Source organism: Streptomyces sp. NPDC032091, assembly GCF_055580265.1.
This window is the reverse complement of the sequence record NZ_JBVILR010000008.1, coordinates 84,166-105,159: the sequence shown is the minus strand read 5'-3', so window position 1 is coordinate 105,159 and position 20,994 is coordinate 84,166. Positions and strand designations below refer to the sequence as shown.

General features: G+C 71.0%; 20 protein-coding genes and 2 pseudogenes. 11 read left to right on the top strand and 11 right to left on the bottom strand.

Translation table 11 applies throughout. From position 1 onward, the window contains the following. Positions 1 to 127: 127 nt before the first annotated feature. Together ACZ5NJ_RS15435 and ACZ5NJ_RS15430 are read right to left on the bottom strand one after the other, a co-directional pair. The gene (locus ACZ5NJ_RS15435) at positions 128 to 313 is read right to left on the bottom strand and encodes a hydrophobic protein (protein WP_468765356.1); all 186 of its coding nucleotides are present in this window, start codon (positions 311 to 313) and stop codon (positions 128 to 130) included. A 723-nt stretch (positions 314 to 1,036) separates the two neighbouring features. Continuing rightward, the gene (locus ACZ5NJ_RS15430; RefSeq protein WP_468765355.1) at positions 1,037 to 1,231 is read right to left on the bottom strand and encodes an antitoxin; all 195 of its coding nucleotides are present in this window, start codon (positions 1,229 to 1,231) and stop codon (positions 1,037 to 1,039) included. A 205-nt stretch (positions 1,232 to 1,436) separates the two neighbouring features. Here ACZ5NJ_RS15430 and ACZ5NJ_RS15425 point away from each other — a divergent pair. Next, a pseudogene (locus ACZ5NJ_RS15425) lies at positions 1,437 to 1,559 on the top strand (helix-turn-helix transcriptional regulator); the annotation flags it as partial. Between the two features lie 290 nt (positions 1,560 to 1,849). Here ACZ5NJ_RS15425 and ACZ5NJ_RS15420 read toward each other — a convergent pair. Together ACZ5NJ_RS15420 and ACZ5NJ_RS15415 are read right to left on the bottom strand one after the other, a co-directional pair. After that, on the bottom strand, positions 1,850 to 2,521 hold the full coding sequence (locus tag ACZ5NJ_RS15420; RefSeq protein ID WP_468765354.1) for a response regulator transcription factor: 672 nt from the start codon (positions 2,519 to 2,521) through the stop codon (positions 1,850 to 1,852). Beyond that, positions 2,518 to 3,696: a sensor histidine kinase gene (locus ACZ5NJ_RS15415; protein ID WP_468765353.1), complete on the bottom strand. Its 1,179-nt coding sequence runs from the start codon at positions 3,694 to 3,696 to the stop codon at positions 2,518 to 2,520. Before ACZ5NJ_RS15415 ends, ACZ5NJ_RS15420 begins: the two co-directional genes overlap by 4 nt. 111 nt (positions 3,697 to 3,807) lie before the next feature. Here ACZ5NJ_RS15415 and ACZ5NJ_RS15410 point away from each other — a divergent pair, with 111 nt between their 5' ends. The 3 genes from ACZ5NJ_RS15410 to ACZ5NJ_RS15400 all read left to right on the top strand — a co-directional run bounded on the left by ACZ5NJ_RS15410 (position 3,808) and on the right by ACZ5NJ_RS15400 (position 8,051). After that, positions 3,808 to 5,352 carry a hypothetical protein gene (locus tag ACZ5NJ_RS15410; protein WP_468765352.1) on the top strand — a complete coding sequence of 515 codons (1,545 nt, stop codon included), beginning with the start codon at positions 3,808 to 3,810 and terminating at the stop codon, positions 5,350 to 5,352. 561 nt (positions 5,353 to 5,913) lie between these two features. Next, positions 5,914 to 7,326: an erythromycin esterase family protein gene (locus tag ACZ5NJ_RS15405; protein ID WP_468765351.1), complete on the top strand. Its 1,413-nt coding sequence runs from the start codon at positions 5,914 to 5,916 to the stop codon at positions 7,324 to 7,326. Positions 7,327 to 7,712: 386 nt separating this feature from the next. Further along, entirely contained in the window at positions 7,713 to 8,051 is a 339-nt protein-coding gene (locus ACZ5NJ_RS15400) for an STAS domain-containing protein (RefSeq protein ID WP_468765350.1), read from the top strand. A 381-nt stretch (positions 8,052 to 8,432) separates the two neighbouring features. Here the strand turns inward: ACZ5NJ_RS15400 and ACZ5NJ_RS15395 are convergent, their stop codons facing one another. Both ACZ5NJ_RS15395 and ACZ5NJ_RS15390 read right to left on the bottom strand, forming a co-directional pair. Beyond that, on the bottom strand, positions 8,433 to 9,050 hold the full coding sequence (locus tag ACZ5NJ_RS15395) for a pyridoxamine 5'-phosphate oxidase family protein (RefSeq protein WP_468765349.1): 618 nt from the start codon (positions 9,048 to 9,050) through the stop codon (positions 8,433 to 8,435). Between the two features lie 34 nt (positions 9,051 to 9,084). Beyond that, the gene (locus ACZ5NJ_RS15390) at positions 9,085 to 10,191 is read right to left on the bottom strand and encodes a globin domain-containing protein (RefSeq protein WP_468765348.1); all 1,107 of its coding nucleotides are present in this window, start codon (positions 10,189 to 10,191) and stop codon (positions 9,085 to 9,087) included. A 1,184-nt stretch (positions 10,192 to 11,375) separates the two neighbouring features. Here ACZ5NJ_RS15390 and ACZ5NJ_RS15385 point away from each other — a divergent pair. Continuing rightward, positions 11,376 to 11,708 carry a hypothetical protein gene (locus ACZ5NJ_RS15385; RefSeq protein ID WP_468765347.1) on the top strand — a complete coding sequence of 111 codons (333 nt, stop codon included), beginning with the start codon at positions 11,376 to 11,378 and terminating at the stop codon, positions 11,706 to 11,708. A 699-nt stretch (positions 11,709 to 12,407) separates the two neighbouring features. Next, positions 12,408 to 12,584 carry a hypothetical protein gene (locus ACZ5NJ_RS15380; RefSeq protein ID WP_468765346.1) on the top strand — a complete coding sequence of 59 codons (177 nt, stop codon included), beginning with the start codon at positions 12,408 to 12,410 and terminating at the stop codon, positions 12,582 to 12,584. Here ACZ5NJ_RS15380 and ACZ5NJ_RS15375 read toward each other — a convergent pair. Continuing rightward, entirely contained in the window at positions 12,581 to 13,186 is a 606-nt protein-coding gene (locus tag ACZ5NJ_RS15375; RefSeq protein WP_468765345.1) for a hypothetical protein, read from the bottom strand. The genes ACZ5NJ_RS15380 and ACZ5NJ_RS15375 overlap by 4 nt on opposite strands. A 549-nt stretch (positions 13,187 to 13,735) precedes the next feature. Between ACZ5NJ_RS15375 and ACZ5NJ_RS15370 the strand changes: the two genes are divergently transcribed. After that, positions 13,736 to 14,206, top strand: coding sequence for a carboxymuconolactone decarboxylase family protein (locus ACZ5NJ_RS15370; RefSeq protein WP_468765344.1), 471 nt, complete (start codon positions 13,736 to 13,738; stop codon positions 14,204 to 14,206). 590 nt (positions 14,207 to 14,796) lie between these two features. On the opposite strand, the gene ACZ5NJ_RS15365 is transcribed toward ACZ5NJ_RS15370, so the two are convergent. Further along, the gene (locus tag ACZ5NJ_RS15365; protein ID WP_468765343.1) at positions 14,797 to 15,078 is read right to left on the bottom strand and encodes a GlsB/YeaQ/YmgE family stress response membrane protein; all 282 of its coding nucleotides are present in this window, start codon (positions 15,076 to 15,078) and stop codon (positions 14,797 to 14,799) included. Positions 15,079 to 15,303: 225 nt separating this feature from the next. Further along, positions 15,304 to 15,784 (bottom strand): annotated as a pseudogene (locus tag ACZ5NJ_RS15360) (LysR substrate-binding domain-containing protein); the annotation flags it as partial. Between ACZ5NJ_RS15360 and ACZ5NJ_RS15355 the strand changes: the two are divergent. Beyond that, positions 15,767 to 15,979, top strand: coding sequence for a hypothetical protein (locus tag ACZ5NJ_RS15355; RefSeq protein ID WP_468765564.1), 213 nt, complete (start codon positions 15,767 to 15,769; stop codon positions 15,977 to 15,979). The pseudogene ACZ5NJ_RS15360 and the gene ACZ5NJ_RS15355 sit on opposite strands and share 18 nt — an antisense overlap. A 379-nt stretch (positions 15,980 to 16,358) precedes the next feature. Then, positions 16,359 to 16,940 (top strand): Dps family protein, encoded by a 582-nt coding sequence (locus ACZ5NJ_RS15350; RefSeq protein ID WP_468765342.1) that lies wholly within the window; start codon positions 16,359 to 16,361, stop codon positions 16,938 to 16,940. An 802-nt stretch (positions 16,941 to 17,742) separates the two neighbouring features. Here ACZ5NJ_RS15350 and ACZ5NJ_RS15345 read toward each other — a convergent pair. Continuing rightward, positions 17,743 to 17,970, bottom strand: a complete 228-nt coding sequence (locus ACZ5NJ_RS15345) for a hypothetical protein (RefSeq protein ID WP_468765341.1) — start codon at positions 17,968 to 17,970, stop codon at positions 17,743 to 17,745. 323 nt (positions 17,971 to 18,293) lie between these two features. Here ACZ5NJ_RS15345 and ACZ5NJ_RS15340 point away from each other — a divergent pair, with 323 nt between their 5' ends. Then, positions 18,294 to 18,986, top strand: coding sequence for a DUF6215 domain-containing protein (locus tag ACZ5NJ_RS15340; RefSeq protein ID WP_468765340.1), 693 nt, complete (start codon positions 18,294 to 18,296; stop codon positions 18,984 to 18,986). A gap of 362 nt (positions 18,987 to 19,348) precedes the next feature. Here the strand turns inward: ACZ5NJ_RS15340 and ACZ5NJ_RS15335 are convergent, their stop codons facing one another. Continuing rightward, complete coding sequence (locus ACZ5NJ_RS15335) at positions 19,349 to 19,846, bottom strand: cupin domain-containing protein (protein WP_468765339.1); 498 nt, start codon at positions 19,844 to 19,846, stop codon at positions 19,349 to 19,351. A 59-nt stretch (positions 19,847 to 19,905) separates the two neighbouring features. Here ACZ5NJ_RS15335 and ACZ5NJ_RS15330 point away from each other — a divergent pair, with 59 nt between their 5' ends. Beyond that, positions 19,906 to 20,574 carry a TetR/AcrR family transcriptional regulator gene (locus ACZ5NJ_RS15330; protein ID WP_468765338.1) on the top strand — a complete coding sequence of 223 codons (669 nt, stop codon included), beginning with the start codon at positions 19,906 to 19,908 and terminating at the stop codon, positions 20,572 to 20,574. Positions 20,575 to 20,994: the final 420 nt, after the last annotated feature.

The following is a 20,994-nucleotide window of genomic DNA, read 5'->3' as shown; positions in this document are numbered from 1 at the left end:
GTGGCCTAAAGAAAATTGTCTTGTTTGTTGTCTCGCACACCGGAGACATCCTTTCCCGCAGGGAAGGAAAAAAGGGGGGGCCCCACCCCCTTTGGGGGGGGGGCGGCCCACCGCCGTGTGGAGACGGCTACCAGCGATACCAGCGGCCGCTGCCGCCCTTGGGACGGGCGACGAAACCGACCAGCCACAGCACCAGCACCGCGATGGCGACCCACCAGAGGATCTTCACCGCGAAGCCGGCACCGAAGAGGATCAGAGCGAGCAGAAGAACGAGAAGCAGGGGAACCATGGTTATCAACCTCCGAGCCGTCATGTGCCCGTCCGCCTGCCGTCCATGCGCGCGAATTTTATGCGTTTCTTACGGCCGTCACAGGGCAGTCGAGACGGCCGCTTCGGCCGCGGGTACGACACCCGCCGGTATGCACCGGCTGCCGTCGCGCCCAGCCGCTGAAGTGGGGATACTGCCGCTCGTGTTGATGCCAGGCCGACGGCCGACTGGCGGAGGGGTCCGGACGTGCGGGAGCGGCTCGACGCCGTCCGGCACCACCAGCTGTTCTTCGGCGGGATGCACTACCGCAGAAGACCGACGCCCCCGGCCCGGCAGTGGGGAGGACGGCGATGTTGATGTGGGACCGCGGCCGGTTCGGGCCGGCCAGCCGCCTGGAGTACGAGTCGGCCGACGGGCACGTCGGCGAGGTCGGCGGGTTCGTGTGGCGGGGCGACGTGCCGTAGCCCACTCCTGCGTGCTGTGCGGGACACATCGGCGCTTGACCTCAAGCGAGCTTGAGTTTCCAGGCTCCTTTCAGGGCTGCGGGAACCGAGATCGACATCGGACGGTCGGTGCTGATGCTGGGCGAGGCCGGCGTCGACGAGGCGGAGACCGCTTCCTTCGCCGCGCCGCGGTGGCGGCCGGTCGCTCGCACCGACGAGGCCCCGCTCCAGCGCAACGACGCCCTGCGGGCCCTGTCCGCCCTGCCCGCCGACCCCGCGCACCCCGCGCGCTGGTCCTGCCCGACCGCGGGCTGCGGACAGGGCGTTAGCCCTTCTTCTTCAGGTTCTCCAGGAGATCCTGGGCCTTGTCGACGGCCGTGTCGATCGTGGCGCTGTGCTTGCCGTCGGTCTTCTGGTCGACGATGTCGCCGACCTTCTCCAGTCCGGCGGCGATCGCGTCGCCGTGCGACTGGGCGATTTCCTCGGCCTTGTCCTTGAGGTTTTTCAAGGCGTCGAACATGGTGGACCCGTCCCCTCCGGTGGATTGCTGTAAGGGCATGATTCCACGTCCCGTCCGGAAGCGGGCAGCCAGGGAGCATCCGGACATAGGCCCGAAAGGCGACGACGGACGGCCCGCCGCGCGCACGGGAGTGCGCGCGTTCAGCAGTCTCGAATGGCGCAGGGGACCTTCGTAGGCGCCAGGCAGGTAACCGGCCTTGTGGCGGATCGCCAAGCGCCCGGGGGTGTCCCCGCGGACCGCCCGGAGGGTGGCCACCGAGCTGATGGACCGGCTGAGCGCCTGCAGCCGCTTCGAGTTCGGCGTCCGCGCGGTCCAGAAGGGCTGGCTGGCAGGCCGCGCAGCTCTGGCCCGTTGTCGCACTCCCGCCCCTTGGCGGCGATGCCGGGCGCGCCGAGCGAACACTTTTTTGTACAGGCCGGGTTCGGGCGCCCGGATGGCGTGGTCGCAGCCATCGCAGTGTTGCAGCGGATCGCCGATCAGTGCGGCGGCGCGAACTCGCCCGCCTGGGCCGCTGGAACCCCTACCAGCCCTGACCACCTCCGGGACCGGTGAACTGCCGGGCCTTCTCCGTACGGGTGTGGGCGAAAGGGCAGAGGTCCGGGGGTGGTCAGAGCCGTGTCAGACGGCCGGAGCATCAGCGATGCGGTAGCCCACCCCGGGCGTCGTCGCGATGACCGGCGGGCTGCCCAGCTTGCGGCGCAACCGGCTGACGGTGACGGTCACCGTGTTGGTGAAAGGGTCGGCGTTCTCGTCCCACACCTGTTCCAGGAGGGTCTCGGTGCTCAGGAATCCGGGACTGGCGCGCAGCAGCGCCTCCAGCACGGCGAACTCCTTGACGGACAGCTCCAGCGGACGGCCGTCCCGCAGGGCGGTCCGGCGTACGGGGTCGAGTTCGAGGCCGGCGGCACGCAGTGCGCGGGCCCGGGCGGCCGGCCTGCGGCGGCCGAGGGACCGGATGCGCAGGACCAGCTCGGGGAAGTGGAAGGGCTTGCCGAGGTAGTCGTCGGCGCCGAGGGTCAGCCCGCTGACCCGGTCGCCGGGAGCCCCAGCCGCGGTCAGCATCAGCACCATCGCGCGGTCGTCCCGCTCGGTGATCATCTGGCAGAGCGTGTCGCCGTGAACGCCGGGCAGGTCGCGGTCGAGCACCACCACGTCGTACGCGTTCAGATCGAGCTTCGCCGCGGCGACCAGCCCATCGTGCGCGACGTCGACGGCCATCCCCTGATCCCGCAGTCCCTCGGCCACGACCTCGGCCAGCGACCGCGCGTCCTCCACCACCAGAACTCTCACCGCGTCACCGTTTCGAACCCACAGTCGGCAGCCGACGGCAGCGCCACCGCGACGCGCAGACCACCCTCCGGCCGGGCCACGAGGGCCAAGTGGCCGCCGTGCGCCTCGACTATCGCCGCGACGATCGACAACCCCAGGCCGGAACTCCCCTCCGACGCCGTCCGGTCGGCGCCGAGCCGCTCGAACGGCAGCGTCAGCCGATCCACCCGGTCCTGGTCGAGGACAGGTCCACCGGTCTCGACGACCACAAGCGCCTCCGCGGCAGTGGGTTCGGCGGAGATCCGGATCCAGCCGTTCTCCTCGTTGTGCATGATCGCGTTGTCGACCACGTTCTCCACCATCCGGGACAGCAGCGCCGCGCTGCCCCGCGTCCAGACGTCCGCCCGCACCTCGTCCTCGACGGTCAGCCCCTTGGCGGCGATGCCGGCGGCCCGGACGGACAGCGCCTCGCGCGCCAGCACGCCGAGCGGTACGGGGGCCCGGTCGGGCAGGGTGCCGTGCTGCGCCCGGGCGAGGACGAGGAGGCCGTCGAGCAGGTGGTCCACCCGGTCGAGCTCGGGCCGCAGTCGGCCGGCGAGCGCGATCGTCTGGGCCGCCGGCTCCGGTTTGGCCACGGCGACGTCCAGCGACGCCCGTATCGTCGCCAGCGGCGTGCGCAGTTCGTGCGAGGCGTTGCCGACGAACCGGCGCTGAGCGACGAACGAGGCTTCGAGACGTCCGAGGAGACCGTCGACCGTGTCGGCGAGCTCCTTGACCTCGTCGGCGGGGCCGGCCACGGCCAGCCGCTGGTGCAGGTTCTCGGCGGAGATCCGCCGTGTCGCCGCGGTGATCAGCCGCAACGGGCGCAGGACTCGGCCGGCCAGGACCCTGCCGAGCAGGACCGAGACGCCGGCCATCACCACCAGCGCCGTCAACGAACCGACCGGCAGCCGATGGTTCTGCTGCGCCTGCACGTCCGAGAGCTGCCTCGTCAGGTCCCGGATCCGCTGCTCGGCGGAGGCGAGGCCGCCGGGTCCGTTCGTCGGGTCCTGTTCCGGGGCGAGCGCGGTCACCCGGGTGCCGGACATCAGGTAGGTCAGGGCGAGCAGCACGGTTCCGGACGCGAGGAACCCCGCAGCGTACAAGATCGTGAACCGGCGGCGGACGGTCCCGCCCCGCAGTCTGCCCCTGCCCATGGTCAACCACCCTTTCGTGTGCGGCCGGACCCAGCATGCCCGGCGGTACCTAACAGCGATGTGACGGCCGCCGTTCGGACCCTGTCATGGCCGGGCCCGTAGACCGGAAGCATGTTTCCGACCAACGAACAACTCCGATACGAGTGGAACGAGTTCCGGCGCGTGGGCCGACTGGCCGCGATGGCCGTCGCGGCCCTGGCCGTTGTCGCCCTGGGCCTGCTCTACGCATGCGGCAACCACGCCTCGTGCGGCGGCCCCTGCCCGGCCGAACCGACCGGGCCGGAGGGCTCCCTCGTCAACGACCGGTTCTCCTTTCTGCACCGTGACATGAGCGCCGACGGCAGCATCACGGTGCGGCTGACGTCCATGGCGGGGACGATCACCTACCCGCCGCCGAACCACGATCAGATCGTCCCGGGTCTGGTGCCGTGGGCGAAGGCCGGGATCATCATCAAGGACGGTGTCCGCCCCGGCTCCTCCTACGCGGCGCTGATGGCCACCGGCGGCCACGGCGTGCGGATGCAGTACGACTACCGCCACGACATCGCCGGCAGCGGCAGCCGCAGCGGCAGTGGCAGGGGAAGCGCGGGAGAGCCGCCGCGCTGGCTGCGGCTGACCCGCTCGGGCGACATCGTCACCGGCCACGAGTCCGCCGACGGCAGGAAATGGACGAAGGTCGCCACCGTGCGGCTGTCCGGGCTTCCCGAGACCGTGCAGGTGGGTCTGTTCGCCACTTCCCCCGGTGACCTGACCCTGCGGCGGACCGGCCTGGGCGGCGACACGGAACAGGTGCGCTGGACGCAGGCCGGCGGCACCTTCGACCACGTCGCCCTCCAGGGCACAGCACCCGGGGGCTGGAGCGACGACGGCGTCGGCGAGCGGAACCGGACGGACTGGGAGAAGTACCACCTGGCGTCCGGGGCGGTGGAGAAGAACGGCACGATCACCGTCACCGGTACCGGCGACATCGGGCCGGCGGGCGCCGAGGGCGGCGCCCGCCCGGTGGAGGCCACCCTGGGTGGCCTGCCACTGGCGCTGGTCGTCGTACTCGTGGTCGCGGTCCGGTTCGCCACCACCGGCCACCGGGCCGGCCCCGCGCGCGGCGCACCCGTCACCCGCCGCCGACTCGCTGCGAAGGCGGTCGTCGTGGCAGCCGCCACGTTCGTGACCGCTCTCCTCTCCATCGGCGTGGTGATCCCGGTGGGCGTGACGATCCTCAAGGGCAACGGGATTCCCGTCATCGGGATGTCCGCCCTCACGGGAACACGGGTCGTCGTCGGTACGGCCGCCGCCCTCGCCCTCGCCGCCGTGCTCGCCCTCGCGCTCGGCTCCCTCCTACGGCGCGCCTGGCTCGCGACGCCCGTCGCCGTCCTGTCGATCGCGGTCCCTTACGTCGTGACTTCCGTCCCGCTGCTGGCTGACGGCCTGTCGCAGTGGCTCCTGCGGCTCACTCCCGCCGCCGGCTTCGCCGTTCAACAGACCCTCGCCGAATACCCGCAGGTCATCGCGCATTACGTCCCCTCCGCGGGATACTTCCCGCTTCCGTGGTGGGCCGGGTCCGCCGTGCTGTGCGCGTATGTGGCCCTGCTCCTGGGGCTCGCTCTGAACCGCCTGCCGCGCGACGAAGGGACCGGCCGGCCGGTGGACTGGAGGTGACCCCTGACGGCGCGAGAGATCCATCGAACGGTTGACTGTGCTCAAGGTTTCCCCGGTCACAGCCGCCGCACAGGCTCTCTCGGAGCTGCGCACGGTTCTCGAACGCGACCGGATCGGCACGCCCTCCGGTTGAGGCGTCTTTCCGACGGCAAGGTACGGGGGCGTGAACCGGTGGATCCGACGTGGGAGGACACGTTCCCATCGACCGGCCCACGGCTTTCACCGGGCGGGGGCGGGGGCGGGGTCCGGCCGGGATGTCACGTCGAGGTCGCCCTCGGCGTCAGCCTGGGCCTGCAGAGCGGTGGAAACCCCCTCCCCGGTGCCTTCAGCAACCCACTCCCGCAGCCGACTGTGGGCACCCTGCCAACAGGTGTGGGAACACGTGCACCGGAGAAGGAGCGCGGATACGCTGACCGCTTGGCGCTCACCGTACTCGGGTCCTGCCAGAGACCGGGCCCGCAGTCCTGGGCATCCTCCCAGCGGCGGTGAGGGCAACCCCCGGGACGGTCGGGGGGTGGGGCGGATGGTCCGGGGCGTACCCGCGCGACGACAGTGGGCCCCATGAACATGCACAAGGCCCTGCTCGCCGTTCTGCTTCTCCCGTTCGGCGCCACTCTGGCCGCCGCCCCGGCTGTCTCCGCCGCCCCCCTGCCCACTGCCGCCACCGTTTCGGCTCCAGCCGGCAACGCATCATCCGCCGACCTGCAGGAGGTCGCGGCCGCCACGTTCCGCTCACCCGAGGCAGCCCTCGGCCGGGTGGCCCACCCCCTGAACAGCACCGAGCCCCGGAGCGACCTGTCCGACCTCCGCCCGTTCGGCCGGATGGTCGGCGACGCCCGAGTGGTGGGCGTGGGCGAGGCCACACACAGCTCGCACGAGTTCCTCACCGTCAAGCACCGCCTTTTCCGCCACCTGGTGGAGGAGAAGGGCTTCAGGGCCTTCGCGCTCGAAGCCCCGTGGAGCACCGGACTGCGGCTCGACGCCTACCTCCTGCGCGGCGAGGGCGACCTGAAGCGGATCATGGACGAGGAGTTCCAGGGCACCTACCGTTTCTGGAACAACGCCGAGTACCGCGATCTGCTCCAGTGGATGCGCGCCTACAACGTCAAGCACCCGAAGGATCCGGTCCGCTTCGTCGGCGACGACGGCGGGTTCGCCGGCGCCGAGCTGTACGACAAGGTGAACGCCTACGCGGCCGTGGCCCGCCCCGAACTCGCTCCCCAGCTCACCGAGCTGTACCGGGGCCTGAGGCCCGCCATCGACGCGGAAACGTACGTCAACGACTACCTGGCCAAGCCGCTGGCAGAACGCAAGGAACTGGCGAAGCGGACCGGCCGGGCCGTGGAACTGCTCACGCAACGGCCCAGCACGGGCGCCGACGCCGACGTGCACGCCTGGGCCGTCCAGCACGCCAGCGCCATCCACCAGATGACCACGCTCTACGCCTTCGACTGGGACGACCCCCAGGACATCACCAACGCCATGCTCCACCGCGACCGGATCATGGCCGACAACGTCACCTGGTGGCAGCAGCGGACCGGTGACAGGATCATGCTCGCCGCCCACAACAGCCACATCGCCCTCACCACCTACGTCCCCGACAGGTACCCGACAGTCCAAGGCGGTTTCCTCCGCCGGCAGCTGGGCGCCGGCTACCTCAGCGTCGGCCTCACCTTCGGCCAGGGCTCGTTCAACGCCTTCGGCCACGACGGCGAAGTCCACCGCTACACCACCGGCCCGGCCGCACCCGGCACTGCCGAGCACACCCTCGACCGGGTCCGCTACCGCGACTTCATGGTCGACCTGCGCAACGCTCCGGCACCGGCCGGCACCTGGCTCGCCGAACCCCGCACCGTCAAGAACATCGGCGCCACCTACCCAGGGATCGCCGACACCCCAAAGATCCGGCTCGCGCAGACGCACGACATCGTGATCCACCTCCAGCAGATCCAAGCGGCCCGCCTGCTCAAGTAGACCGCGCCTCGCGCGCCTCACCCGGTTCGCCACAACTGTCAGCCGACGCGGCAGGACATACGCGGGCCCCGGGCGCACGGTGACAACAGCGCGACCGCAGCGGGGATCCATCTCACACGTGGGGTGTCTCATGTGGCTCTGGACGTGACATATACCTCGCGTGGGGGATGGCACGCGGGGCAGGCCTTGACCGGGGTGGTCGTGGGTGTGCGACGCTCGATGGACGAAGAGACGGCCGGTGCCTGCTGCCCGCGGGTGCCGGTCCGGGTTCCGGGCATCGCCCCCATCACGGGCATTCGGTCCCCGCCATCGCTGCCGGGCATCCGTTGTGACGGATGCTTCGGCTGCCTTCGGGCTCATGACCCCCTGGATTGGGGGCGCCCCCCATGACCACCGCCAGCACCCGCATCGACGGCGACACGGCCGTCATCACACCCACCGGCGACATCGACTTCCACACCCTGCCGGCTCTGCTGTCCGCAGGCCGACACCTGCCCGCCTCCATCACCCGCGTCGAGTGGGACTTCCAGCACGTGTCGTTCATGGCCGTCGCCGGACTGCACCTCCTGCACCACCAGCGCACGTCATGCCGCGAGCTGCAGCGGACCTTGACCGTGACCGGTATGAACAGCCAGCTCCACCGCCTGCTGATGACGGCCGTGGACGCGATCCCCGAGGAATCCTGGAGCGACTTCCTTGCGGCCCCATGCCTCGCGACCGACTGAACCAGCACCTGGAGACGTCCCGCTCAACTGCTGGCCGAGACGAGCAACGCCAGCGACGCGAGACCTACGACGCCCCTCCGGCCGCTCAGCTCCTGAGCCACGCCACAGACGCTTGAGGAGTGGGCACAGCGGCCGCCCCGCTGCGCGGGCTGCGCACCGGGAACCGGACCGGTCCCGTGGGACCCCACGGTCCTTTCGCGGGCGCCGGCCCGGGGCCCAACCGCCACCTGTCCGCCTACCGGGACGACTGCGCCGCAGCGCTGCGTTCGGGACTACCGGCGCATCGTCCGCGGCGACTCCGACTACCGCAGCCAAGTCCGCCGCTACACCTGATCGGAGTCGAGGCGACAGCGCCCCGGTGCCGTTCATGCCCGCGCGCTGTCAGGAAAGTCCCGACCATACCGCGGTACGGCGCTTGGTGAAGTAGTCCGCGTCCCTGGGCCGGCCCGGGTCGTGGCCCAGGGGACGGGGGGCCGGTTCCAGGTGGGGTATGTACTTCGAGCAGTGGATGTACGCCTCCTGGACCGTGAGGTGAACCCACAGCTGGGGCCCCCGCCCCGGTGCGACGTCGGTGGGCAGGCCGGGATGGACCCGGCGCAGCTCCACGTCGTCGTAGAGCCGGGCGACGCCGTTGACGTGCAGTCCCACGTGGTGGTGGGTGAAGTCCACGAAGAGCATGCCCAGGTGCGGGTTCTCGCTGACGTTGCCGGCGCTGGCGAGCACACCGTTCCCACGGAACTCGGGGTAGGCGAGCGTCCGGTAGTCGATGACGTGGACGAATCCCGGCGGCCCGGCGCGGAAACTGGCGTCGCACTCGCCGCGGGCATCGGCGGTCGCCAGGAACACCATGCTCTGGTCGCCGATGAACTCCCGCATCTCGTCCGTCAGATGGGAGCGTACCTGCTGGTCGTAGAAGCGGGCGGCGCGTTCGGCCGTACCCAGCTGCTGCTGCAACCGGCGCTCACCGGCCGAACCGGACGACGGTGGAGGGAAGATCACGGGGCTGCTCCTGGGGGAATGACGGGGATCCGGCTCAGCGGGCGGACAGGACGGGGGTCTCGAACGGGTCGTGATGGATACGGTCGGGCAACGTACCGTGGCGGGTCAGCGTTTCGCTGGCGGATGTGACCATTGCCGCCGGTCCGCTGAGGAACACGTCGTGCTGGTACCACGGCCCGTACTCGGCCAGCACCTTCGGAAGCGATCCCCGGATGCCGGGGATGTGTTCGTGGGAGACCGCGCCCCGCAGGGTCAGCCAGTGGTGCCGCTGGACCATCCGCAGCATGTCGTCCACCCCGTACAGTTCGTCGCCGGTGCGGGCGCCGAGGAACAGGCTCACCTCGTGGTGTCCTCCGCGACGGGCGACCTCCTGGATGAGGGCGCGGATCGGGGCGAGCCCCGTACCGCCGGCGACGCAGAGCAGGTCCTTGTGTACGGCCGCGTCCAGGACCATGTCGCCCATCGGGGGGCCCAGTCGCAGCACGTCGCCCACCGCGGCCCGGTGTACCAGCGCCTCGCTGACCGAGCCGCCGGGCACCGCGCGGACATGGAAGGTCAGGGTGCCGTCGGCGCGGGGGGCGTTGGCGGGGGAGTAGTAGCGCCACAGCTTCGGCCACCATGGCGTCTCCATGCTCACGTACTGCCCGGCCTGGTACGCGTAGGGCAGGTGGGGGCGCACGGTGATCTCGGCGATGCCGTGTCCGCGGGGGAGGTGGTGCACCACCGTGGCGGGCCAGACGGCGGGCCGTACGGCCTCGTCCTCCTCGGCGGCGCTGATCATTACCTGGGAGACCACGCCGTACGCCTTCGTCCACGCGTCGGCGATGTCCTGCGTCCAGGCGGGGCCCGCATAGCGGGCGAGAGAGTCCAGGAGGCACTCGCCCACCGCCGGGAAGTGCGCCGCCAGGGTGCCGAACTTGCGGTGGTCGCGGCCGAGGTGCCCGCAGAAGCGGATGAGGTTCGCCGGGTCGTCGACCACGTCGACGATGTGCAGGAGCGCGCGCAGGAGGCGACCGCGCTGGGCGTCCATCCCGGGCGGGAACAGCGGACGTACTTGCGGATAGCGGGCGAACAGGATGGCGTAGAAGTAGACCGTCATCTCTGCGGCCACGGGGGCGACCGCTGCCGCCGAAGCCTTCACCAGGTGTATCTCGTGTTCCGACAAAGGCGGTTCGGATACCCGGGGCGGCGCAGCGGCGGGGGCGCGATCGTGGGCCGGTTCTTCCATGGGCTCGTGGGCGGGCGGATTGCTGGGGCGGCCGATCCGGAACCTCAAGGGACGAGCGCTCCTCCGCTCGCTCGCCGAACGGGTCTCCATATCGGGACGGAAGGGTGGGTGTCGTGTCGGGAGAGCATGAGTCCTCATCGGGTAGGGGCGTCGGTCATAGAAGCGGATGGAATGCTTCCGGACCGCCCATGATCTTTGAACAGATTGCCGATCGGGGGAAGGGTCGTATCCGCTAGAACTCGTGCCCAGATCTTGTCGCATCATGTGGGCGGGTCATGGGGTTCGGGCGAGGAATTCGGGGAATACGAGGTGGCCGCCGCCGGGGAGTAGGGAGTGCAGGGCCTTCTCTGCCGTGATCTCCGGCTCCAGACCCCGTGCGGGCGTGTCCGGGCGCCCCGCCATCCGACCGCCAGGCCTCGAACGCCGCGTTGGTCGCCGTGACGACGGCCGCCCCTCACGTCGCTGACCTCATGCATGCCCAGGGGTGAGCACTTCCTGAGCCGGCCGAGCCGGACGAGGGGTCACGACAGTGATGTCACGCGTCCACAGCACGTACCTGCGGTGTCTGGCGGCCCACCCGTTGGGTGGGCGGCGAGTGCTGCTGTGGCTGCGGATCCAGAGGCTCTCCTGCGACAACGGCTCGTGCTCCCGCCGGACCACGGCCGAGCAGGTGCCGGGCCCGACCGCGCGGTACAGGCGTCGAACCCCGGTGCTTGGTCTCCTGGCTCGCCGAGCAACCCAGGATCAAGGTCATCTGCCGGGACCGCTGCAGCACCTTCAGTCAGGCCGCCGCCCGCGCGGCGCCCGACGCGATCGAGGGAGCAGATCGCTGCGGCGTTGCCGGTAGGCGAGGGGCCGGAATGCGCGTGACGAAAAGCACGAGGTATCACCGCAAAGCTCGCAGCCACGCAACGCTCGCAGTCAGGGTTTGAGGAAGTGGCGGGCGTCTTCCGGACTGGATCGACAATCTTCAACCCTGGTGGTCGAATGGCCAAACGATTTCCCTTGCCGCGTTCGAGTGAATGGGGTGTCGAGAGCAGAGCTGACATGTAAACGTTGAGCCGCCCGAACATCCTTCATGAGGAGCGGATGCCTCTATGAAAACCAGCAACGTGCTCTCAGGCTTCGCCAGGATCGCCCTCAGCGTCGGCACAGCGGCCGTACTCGCCACCGGTTTGGCCACCAACGCGCAGGCCGCCACGGGGACTATCCGATATTTCGACGTCAATCAAAACGAGTTCCGGATTGCCAATCCGCCGGACAACGTCTGTCTCGCCCTCCAGGTCCGGGCGGACCTGATCGAAAACGAGACAAACAAGAGGATGACCATCTACCTCGGCACGACCTGCGCGACCCGTGTCACCACGATCGGCCCCGGTGAGGGGCGGGCCCACATCGGCGGCCCGCAGTCGGTCCGGATCATCGGTTGAACTGACACATGCAGGCGGCTGCTCGCACGTGGCCACGGCATCCCCATCCCGAACAAGGTGCGATGTGCGGGTCCGTGGCAGCGGCTGGGGTCAGTGACAGCGAGTCAGGCACAGAAGTTTTCGCCGGCGGAGCGACCAGGCCTGTTGCGCCCACCGACAGGAAGACGGTACCTGGCTACGCTGCACTGACTTCGAGTGGCGTGTGTCTTTGACGGGTGGTGCCACGCTGCCCCCCACACACCGGCACACGAATGAAGGCCCCGGGGTCACGACGTCCTGGGGCCTCCACTTCGCTGACTTCCCAGCTCAACGACGGGTGCGGTGGCGCGTATCACGCCCAGCTCCGGGAGCGAGGCGAGCTGTCGCCTCGGCTCCTGGTGTGGGAGACGCGCCGGGCTTCGCGATCACCCGATCCGCTTCGCCGTCGACCGTGATCTCCTCCCCGTGCGCGCGGGGCACACAGGTCCGCGCCTCCCCGCGCGACCCACTGTCTACTGCCCGAGGTGTCCCTGCGAGACCTGCCGGAGGGCCGGAACATCGTCCGCTTCGTGCTGCAGCGCCGCCGGGCTGCCGACTTCCGCGCCGCAGCCCCTGCACCCAGCTGCGCACGACCTCGGCCTCGACCTGCGCGGCCCCGACGCGCAGTTCGTCAACCGCACCCGCGCCCACTGGCACCACCGCATCCGACGGGTGCCGCGCGTGGTGGCCGCTGCCCGCCACCTGGCCGCCCACCTGCCCCTCGCCATCGCCACCGCCAACGACGGCCGCCTCGTCCGCACCGCACTCTCCCTCACCGGCCTCGGCGGGTTGCTCTTCCCCACCGCTATGACGCCTACCACCACGCTGCCCAAGGCACGCTGTGGGGCCGGTGCTTAAGGGCGCAGGCCTGCCTGTCTGAGCGCCACCCGGGACAGGTCGTCGATGACCTGCTCGTCCCGCTGGCGCCAGCCATCGGCGAGGCCCCCCGGCGGGAGGGAGACCGCGGCGAGGGCTTTTACCGGCCCGGTCAGAGCACGGAGGGCAAGCAGGTCGGCACCGCCGGGAGAGTCGCGGAGGCCTTGGAGGAGAGCGCTGCGCCGGATCCAGCGCACCCGTGGGGGGAGCCACATCACCAGCACGAACAGCACCGAGATGACGATCAGGGCGAACGCGGTGAGGTTGGCCATCCGTCCTGCGACGTCCTGCATGGACTGCCCGGCATCGGAGAGTCCGCTGCTGGCCTCGGCTGCCGACTGGAGCGGCTTCTTGAGGATGCCGCCGACCAGCGGAACGTTCGAGGCCGCGTTCCCTGCATCGCCGAGGCCGGAAGCCAGACTGCCGCCCGCGTCCTTCACCTGCCGCCCCGGCTCGGCCAGCAGCATGATCCCGTCGTGGACGACCAGAGCGAACCTCACCGCGGCCGCCAACAGGACCACAGCGATGAGATCGGCGAGGATCTGCCGGCAGCGACGTGCTCGTGTCTGGGCGTAAAGGCGCATCAGGGCTCTCCTGTTCCGGCGGCATCGAAGGACAAGACCGGTCTCCAACCGGGTGGGGCCATCCGTCCCGGACGGCAAGCCACAACCCGCCACCCGACCGTACGCGGGCACCCTCCGATCCATAACCTGCGGCACACCGGCGCGACTTAGTGGCCGGATCGCGACGGTGTCGGGCTTCCGGGGGCATCCGGCGCAGGTGGCCGTGCCGGCTCATCGTGGACAGCTGCCCGTGTCGGCCCAGTGCTTATCGCTCGGCCCGGACCGGGGCCGCGCGAATTTCGGACATCCGTGCGATGTGCCGGTGGGGAATCTACCTACCCATCTACCACTTCCGAGGCGGTACGCAAGCCGGAGCACCCTGGCGGGGCAGGCAGTACTCCGCCTGGAGTTCGTCCACGCCGATCGCGCGGGCGCGCACACGATGGCCGCCGCCGTCGACCTTGCCCCCCTGCGCCTATGACGTACCTCACCTTCGCCGCTGTCACAGTCGGCAGGGCTCCGGTGTCTTAAGGACACCAGCAGGCAATGACAAAGACAAAGGAATCCCCGATGAACGCTCGTCTGAACGTCTTCACCAGTCCGGTCGCCGCCAAGGCGTGGAAGCACATCATCGCGGCGGGCAAGGCCCTCGGTGACTCGACCCTGCCGGCCGCGACGCGCGAACTCGTAATGCTCCGCGCCAGCCAGATCAACGGCTGCGCCGGATGCATCGACATGCACACCAAGGACGCCACCGCCGCCGGGGAGACCCCCGTACGCCTCCACCTGGTCGCAGCCTGGCGGGAGGCCACCGTCTTCACCGAAGCCGAACGCGCCGCTCTCGAACTGGCCGAAGAGGCCACCCGCATCGCCGACGCCGCCGGGGGCGTCCCCGACGAGGTCTGGGCGAACGCCGCCAAGCACTACGACGAAGACCAGCTCGCCGCCCTGGTGACCCTGATAGCCGTCATCAACGCCTTCAACCGCCTGAACGTCACCGTTCAGCAGCCCGCCGGCCACTACCAGCCCGGCCAGCACTGAAGACTGCCGCCCCGAGGGCGGGTTCCACTGCATGCAGCGTGCCGCGTCCCGAGGCGGGAAGGTGTGCGGCCCCGGCGTCGAAGACCTCGCCCGGAGCTGACGCACGACGCCTCCGGCCCGCGCGCCCCCACCGGCACGGCCGGCCCGGCACCGCGCCACCCGCCACGGCGTATACGCGTGTATGCCGGCCGATGCCTGCGCACGTCGGCGACCCATCTCCAAGGCCCCGGCCCCAGCGCATCTACGGCGCACGATCAACTGACCGCGAGAACCGGGGCGATGACGGCCCCGACTCCCCGGCCCAGGGGCATGGCGGCATCGCTCGCGATGCCCGCCCCCCTGGCCGGCCCGTCGCCCGCGACCGCGGCACCGGCCGTTCGGCGCCGAAGAGTCCGTCGCGGGTCACGGTCGTGCGCGACGTCGACTCCGACGGACGCTGGCCCCCCGCCCGCGAAGTCGGCCGCCACCGCCTGACGGCGACGGCCGTGACGGGCCACGCGTCCCGCAGCGGCTACGCGCATGCGCCGGCGGCCGGTTCCCATCGGTGCGGGAACCGGCCGCCGGCGCGTGGCGTGGGCTGTCGTCGGGGGTCAGGCGTGGCTGTGGTGGGAGTGGCGGTTGCCGGTGAGCAGGCGGTAGAGGGCCAGCAGGATGACGGAGCCGACGATCGCGGCGATCCAGGTGGAGAGGTCGAAGAAGCCGTCGATGGAGTCGACGCCGAAGATCACCTTGCCGAGCCAGCCGCCGAGCAGCCCGCCGGCGATGCCGATGAGGGTGGTGATGATGATGCCGCCCGGGTCCTTGCCAGGCATGAGGGCCTTGGCGATGAGACCGGCCAGCAGTCCGATGAGGATCCACGCGATGATGCCCATGATGTGCCTCCGCCCATCCGATGTGAGGTAACGGTCGTTGCCGCTGTCACCCTCGCTCGTGCGCGCTCACCGCGATTTCAAATGCACCGGGCCGGCACCGTCCGCCACTGCTGCGAAGGCCGGGCGCGAACCGACGGACCTGGCAGCGCCACCACGGCTCCGGCCGCATCTGGCGCAGGAGGCGTCAAGACGCCTGCTGGACGGCCGGGTGCAACCGAAGCCAGGGGCGTCTCGTGCCAGCCCGCGCAACCAGGCATGCGCGCTGTCCCCGTCGTGCGCTGATGCCATGACAGGTACACCGGCGCCGACGGCAGTTCGAGGGCGGGGGCAGGGCAATCAGGCCGAGGTCGCCGACCGGGCGGCGTGCCGTGGCTTCGGGAATGCCGACCACCGGATCGCAGTCGCGCGCGAACGCGGCCGCCTTCGTGGGCGCCGTCGCCACCACGCGGCGGCTCAGGCCAGTCGGCCAGGGCTGCGTCGAGAGCGTTGCCCAGCTTTCCGCGTCGCGAGACGGTGACGTGCTGGCCGTGGCGTACCGCCGCGCGGTGAGGGTGCCGGCGAGGGTGAGGGGGCGGCCCCGCCGCACGACGACGACCAGGCGGGTCTCACCTGCCTGCTCGGTACGGATGTCCGGCGCGCCGGGGCGGCTGGCGTCCGCCTTCCGGTCTACCTCGCCGCGCCGCAACTCGTGCGCCTCGACGCTCGACCGGAACGTCTCACCGCGCTCCGCGGGAAGCTGCGGGGCGAGATCCTCATCGATGTCTCCAACGCCACCGCCGACGACCTCGACGGCCTGCTGGAAGACCTCCTCCACCTCGGCTCCAGCCTCGCCGAGCGCCTTCAGGAAACGCTCCCGGCGACCCGCGTCGTCAAGACGCTCATCACCGTGCTCTCCCGGTGATGACCGCGCCGGCCACTCTCACGCACCCGCCCACCGCGTTCCTCTCCGGCGAGGACCCCGAGGCCAAGCGGACCGTCCACGCCCTGCTGACCGGCGTCGGCTGAACAAAGGAGCGGATCACCGACCTCGGCGGGATCCGGACAGCCGGGCGACGGAGGCCGCGTCCTGTTCGTCCCCCACGTCATGCGAGCCGGCGGATTCCCGCCCTTCGCGCTCACCGTCGCCGCTGACCTGCGTACACCGTCCGGAGCGGTGGCGACGAAACCGGGGGTGTGCGTCCCGTCTGGCGGGGCAGGCGAGGGGGCGGCGACGGGAGGGACCGCATGGTCCGCCCGGGAGCCCGCAGTAATCGAACGACAGCGAGAAGAGGAGTCCGCCCATGACCGACGCCACGCAGGCCACCGCACCGCACACCGTGCCCGGACTGGACCCGATGGAGGCCGAGCGGGTCGTGGACGTTCTGCAGGCGCGGCTGCACGCCCTCAACGACCTGGCCCTCACCCTGAAGCACGTCCACTGGAACGTCGTCGGCCCGCACTTCATCGCCGTGCACGAGATGCTCGACCCGCAGGTGGAGGCCGTCCGGGAGATGGCCGACACCACGGCGGAGCGCATGGCCGCCCTCGGCGGAGTTCCGATCGGCACGCCGGGCGCCCTCGTCGCGGGGCGCACCTGGGACGACTACGAAGTGGGACGCGCCGACGCCGTCGCACACCTCGGCGCGCTGGACCTGGTCTACACCGGCGTCATCGAGGACCACAGGGCCGCCATGAAGACGGCCGGGGACATCGACCCGGTGACGGAGGACATGCTGATCGGGCATCTGGCGAAGCTGGAGCAGTTCCAGTGGTTCGTCCGCGCCCACCTGGAGAGCGGCAGCGGCCGCCTCAGCACGTCCGGCGCGCACACGCTCAGCGACGCCGCCGGCCAGGCCGCCCGGGCGTCGGCCGGGGGCGCATGACCGCGTCCCCGCACGGGAGGGCGTACGGAGGCCGTGCCGGCTGCTCCCGGGCCGGCCCGGCCTTCGGCCGAAGCCCTACGGGACGGCTCGGGAGCCGACCCTGGGGTACTCGTCCGGCGCGGACGCGCGCCGCGCCCTTACGCGGCATTCACCACATGGCGGGATCCCCGCAGAACGACTGGAGCCGGACGATGAGCACCGATTGAGGACCCAGCACCGCCCCCCGAGGATGACGAGCACGAGGCGGCGTACCGTGCGGCGGCGCGGACATCCTGGGCTGGGTGGGCATGTGCAGCCGGGCGGCGGGGAGCCCGTGTTCCCGGTGGGGGAGTTCGCGCGCCGGAACTGTGTGCTGCTGGTGGGCGAAAGCGGCAGCCTGTGCTGACTGGCCTGGGCAGACTCGTGCTCGACCGGAGCCCGCTGGAGCCCCGCCCGGCCGTCCCCGCGGAAGCCTGTTGGGGACCCGGTGAGGCCTCCCGTCCCCTTCTGCACGACCAGAACCCTGCCCCAGGCCCATTTTTGGAGCGCGGCCTACTCCCCGGACGAACGCCTGGTAGTGCCCTTCCGGGAGCCGGCCTGGTCGAACTGTGGAACGGACAGATCACGCAACGGATCACGACGATGTTCAGCAGCGTCTCGCGCGGTGGCGGGAGGGGGGGCCAAGACCTCGGCGAGGTGGGCGATGCCCGATGCGGTGGGCATCAAGGGCCTGGCCCACTCCCACGGCCTCCACCTCGGCTCATCACCTCCAGTGAGCCCGCCGGGGGCGCACGATGGGACGTGCGCCCCTGGCAGGCGGGGATCAGTCGGCGCGGCCTGCGACGTGGCCGCGGCGCAGCGGGGTGCGGGCGGCGGCCATCACGGCTACCCGCGCCCACCGCGCGCGGCGGGAGCGGCGCGGCGGCGGGCCGTAGGGCGACTGCCAGGCCGGCCGGTCGGCGGCGCGGCGGCCGCCGTCGGCGTTCCAGGGCCGTCCGGCCCGGCGGAGGTGGTGGTGGGAGGCGGGTACGACGACCCGGGGCATGGACACAGAAATGCACCGTTTCCAGTGAGAGGACCGCAGCAGAAAGGGGCACGCCGCACAGGTGCGACGCGCGACGGATCAGCGCTCGGGGTGTCTCACTTGGTGTACAACGGCTTGTCCTTGCCGGAGGGGCTGCGGGCTGGAGCACCCTAAGGGTGCCGAGGAGGGCGGTTCCACCGGTTTTCGTCGCGCCCACGCCGGGCTGCCGCGGCCCCCGCTGCCAAGGCGGCCGTCAGGCCGACCACAGCACAGGTTTCCGGCCCGTGGTGTCGATCTTCACGGGTTAGGATCCCGGCACGTTGGGTGGCGGGGGAACGGCAGGGGGAGACATGGGCGAGGACATCGACGCTGCGAACAAGGGCGGCCGCGCGTGGGGACAGGCGGTCGCAGCCCTGGTACTGGTGCCGGCGCTGGCGGCGGCCCTGTGGGGGTGGGGGGAGGGCGAAGGGAGCTACGACCGGCGCAAGCCGCCCACCTGTGCGGACGCGGACACCGCGAAGACGACCGGGCACGTATCCGGCCGGGAACTGTGCGAGGCCCTCTACCGCCCCGGACTCGACGGTCTGCTGGGCGTACCGGGCCGGGAGGTGCAGACGGTGAGCGGCGGCAGCAGGTCGTTTCAGCCCGGCGGCACGGGCGAGGCGATCGTCACGCCCACCGCCAAGGTGGAGTTCGAGGGGTACACGGTGACGCTGGACGCCAGCTATGGCGGCCTCCCTGTGGCCCGCACCGCCGGGATGATGGGAGATGTCGTGCCGGGACGCACCGTGCTGGGCCGCCCGGCGGCCCTGTATTCGGACCGGACCCTGCAGATCCGGTTCCGGCTCGACGGAAGCGACTCCTCCAGCGGGCCGGGCGTGCCGGCGCGGGTCCTGTCGGTGGCCAAGGAGGCGAAGGACCAGGGCGATTCGTTCGAACTGAGCGTCTGGCGGACCGACGGCGGCCTCCTGGACGATGCGGCGCTGCTGCGCGTCGCGGAGAAGGTCCTGCCAGCCGTCCCGGGGTGGTCCCCAGCCGCTTGATGAGAAGGCCGGGCAGGCTGGCTGCCGCACACCTGGGAACGCCCGATCCGCGGCCCCTCTATGCCGCGCCGCCAAGACGCCGTGCCACCCGCGCGGGATTGCAGGGCGGACACTGGCCCGTGCTGGGCCCGGGAAGTCGGGGGACGGCTTCCCGGGCCTGCGTCGCGGTACCGCGGGGGAGCGGTATGCATGCCGTGCGACACCAGGAGGAACGATTCCCCAGCCGGAAAGTCACGCCCTCCGCTGCATCGCGCCGTCGGGCTCCCGCACTCCTGGCCGCGCCTTCCCCGGGAGCCGGACCTTGGCGAGGCGCCGCGCAACGGTCACCGGCGCCGCCGCGTGAGCCCGGTAGGCACGTGCCGCTATGCGCCGGTGCGGGGGTTCGGTGGAGGGCCGAGGATTTCGATGTGGTGGCGGGCTGCGGCGTGGCCGAGCGTCGCGGGATCGAACGGCCCAGGGGCGGGGAGGTGACGCTCGCGGGCCGGGGTGCCTACGTCCCTGGCGAAATCCTCGAATCCGGACGGTGTCGTGATCTGCAGACAGCGGAGGGGTTGCCCAGAGCCGACGACGAACGTGTGGGGCAGGCCCACCGGCAGGAGCACGAAGTCACCCGGACCGGCCGCCAGCTCCTCGCCGTCGCACTGGAAGCGGGCCGTGCCCGACAGCACGTAGAACATCTCGTCCTCCTCCAGGTGACGGTGGAGGGGTGGGGCGAAGCCGGCCGGGTTGAGGAATTCCGCCACGGTGAGCCGGCCTCGGGTCTGCGTGCGCCCGGCCTTGACGGTGACGAGGCTCCCGAGGAACCACAGCGCCTGGCCCTCGTCTCGTGTCAGGACGTAGGGACGGTTGACGGATGTCATGGCCGCCTCCAGATTGGATAGACCAGCGTCTAGTGAATATGACGGTAGTATGTCGGTTCATGGGCGTCAACAGCGGACCGGCCGACGGCGGACGACGCCGATACGACTCGCCGCTGCGCGAGCAGCGGGCCCGGCAGACCAGGCAGGCGATCGTCGCGGCGGCGAACCGGCTCTTCGTCCTCCGCGGCTACGCGGCCACCTCCTTCGCCGACATCGCCGCGGACGCCGGGGTAGCGCGGCCGACGGTCTTCGCCGCCTTCGGCTCCAAGGCCGCGTTGCTTCGCGAGGTGGTCGACCAGGCGCTGGCGGGCGACGACGAGCCTGTGCCAGTGGCCGAGCGCCCCTGGTTCCGGCCCGTGCGGGAAGCGCGGACCCGGCGGGCGGTCCTGACCGCCTATGCCGAGGTCTGCCGCGTCATCGGCGGGCGCGCCGCGGAGGTCTTCGAGGTGGTGCGCCGGGCCGCTGACGAAGGCCCCGAGGTGGCGGACCTGTGGGAGACGATGCAACGCAACCGGCGCGCGGAAGCCACCATGGTCATCGATCTCATCGAGGGGCTCGGCGTCGGGCCGCACGGCCCTGACCGCCGGCGCGCCGTGGACGTCGTATGGGTGTTCAACGACCCTTCCCATTACCGGTCCCTGGTCCGAGCGTGCGGCTGGAGCGAGCAGGAGTACACCACCTGGATCGCCGACCAGATGGACCACGCTCTCGGCCTCGACGACTCGTAGCGCGGCGCAAGGCGTCCGCCCTGGTGCTGTGACCGCACCGGTCCGCCGGGTCCATGGTCAACTCGTATGGGTTCTCCCCAGCGGTCTTGAGCCACCGCCCAGGAACCGGCCATTCGCCAGGGGAACCGACTCGTGGTGACGTCTCAGACCGAAGCGCGCAAGCGGATCGAGCGCATGCGCGAGCGTTGGCAGAACGAGCCGGGTAGGTCGATTCGGTGCCCCCGGGGTTCGGGGGTCCGGGCGCCGTTGGCAGCTGGCCCCAGCTCTGAGGCCTCCGGGAGACCGGCGGACCCCGGACGGCTGGCACGGGTGGGGTCACGGCGGTGTCCCGGCGGCCGTCCGGCAGCCCTGCGGCGGCCCTCACCGGCGGCACCTGCGCCTGGGCGGCCGCCGGTGCGGTTACCGGATACCGGTTACCGG

Bases quoted from the DNA above. Each gene is read 5' to 3' on its own strand.
- ACZ5NJ_RS15400 (WP_468765350.1), top strand. From the start codon at position 7,713: ATGACCACCGCCAGCACCCGCATCGACGGCGACACGGCCGTCATCACA.
- ACZ5NJ_RS15385 (WP_468765347.1), top strand. From the start codon at position 11,376: ATGAAAACCAGCAACGTGCTCTCAGGCTTCGCCAGGATCGCCCTCAGC.
- ACZ5NJ_RS15435 (WP_468765356.1), bottom strand. From the start codon at position 313: ATGACGGCTCGGAGGTTGATAACCATGGTTCCCCTGCTTCTCGTTCTT.
- ACZ5NJ_RS15415 (WP_468765353.1), bottom strand. From the start codon at position 3,696: ATGGGCAGGGGCAGACTGCGGGGCGGGACCGTCCGCCGCCGGTTCACG.
- ACZ5NJ_RS15365 (WP_468765343.1), bottom strand. From the start codon at position 15,078: ATGGGCATCATCGCGTGGATCCTCATCGGACTGCTGGCCGGTCTCATC.
- ACZ5NJ_RS15430 (WP_468765355.1), bottom strand. From the start codon at position 1,231: ATGTTCGACGCCTTGAAAAACCTCAAGGACAAGGCCGAGGAAATCGCC.
- ACZ5NJ_RS15410 (WP_468765352.1), top strand. From the start codon at position 3,808: ATGTTTCCGACCAACGAACAACTCCGATACGAGTGGAACGAGTTCCGG.
- ACZ5NJ_RS15340 (WP_468765340.1), top strand. From the start codon at position 18,294: ATGGGCGAGGACATCGACGCTGCGAACAAGGGCGGCCGCGCGTGGGGA.
- ACZ5NJ_RS15350 (WP_468765342.1), top strand. From the start codon at position 16,359: ATGACCGACGCCACGCAGGCCACCGCACCGCACACCGTGCCCGGACTG.
- ACZ5NJ_RS15405 (WP_468765351.1), top strand. From the start codon at position 5,914: ATGAACATGCACAAGGCCCTGCTCGCCGTTCTGCTTCTCCCGTTCGGC.
- ACZ5NJ_RS15335 (WP_468765339.1), bottom strand. From the start codon at position 19,846: ATGACATCCGTCAACCGTCCCTACGTCCTGACACGAGACGAGGGCCAG.
- ACZ5NJ_RS15330 (WP_468765338.1), top strand. From the start codon at position 19,906: ATGGGCGTCAACAGCGGACCGGCCGACGGCGGACGACGCCGATACGAC.
- ACZ5NJ_RS15370 (WP_468765344.1), top strand. From the start codon at position 13,736: ATGAACGCTCGTCTGAACGTCTTCACCAGTCCGGTCGCCGCCAAGGCG.
- ACZ5NJ_RS15375 (WP_468765345.1), bottom strand. From the start codon at position 13,186: ATGCGCCTTTACGCCCAGACACGAGCACGTCGCTGCCGGCAGATCCTC.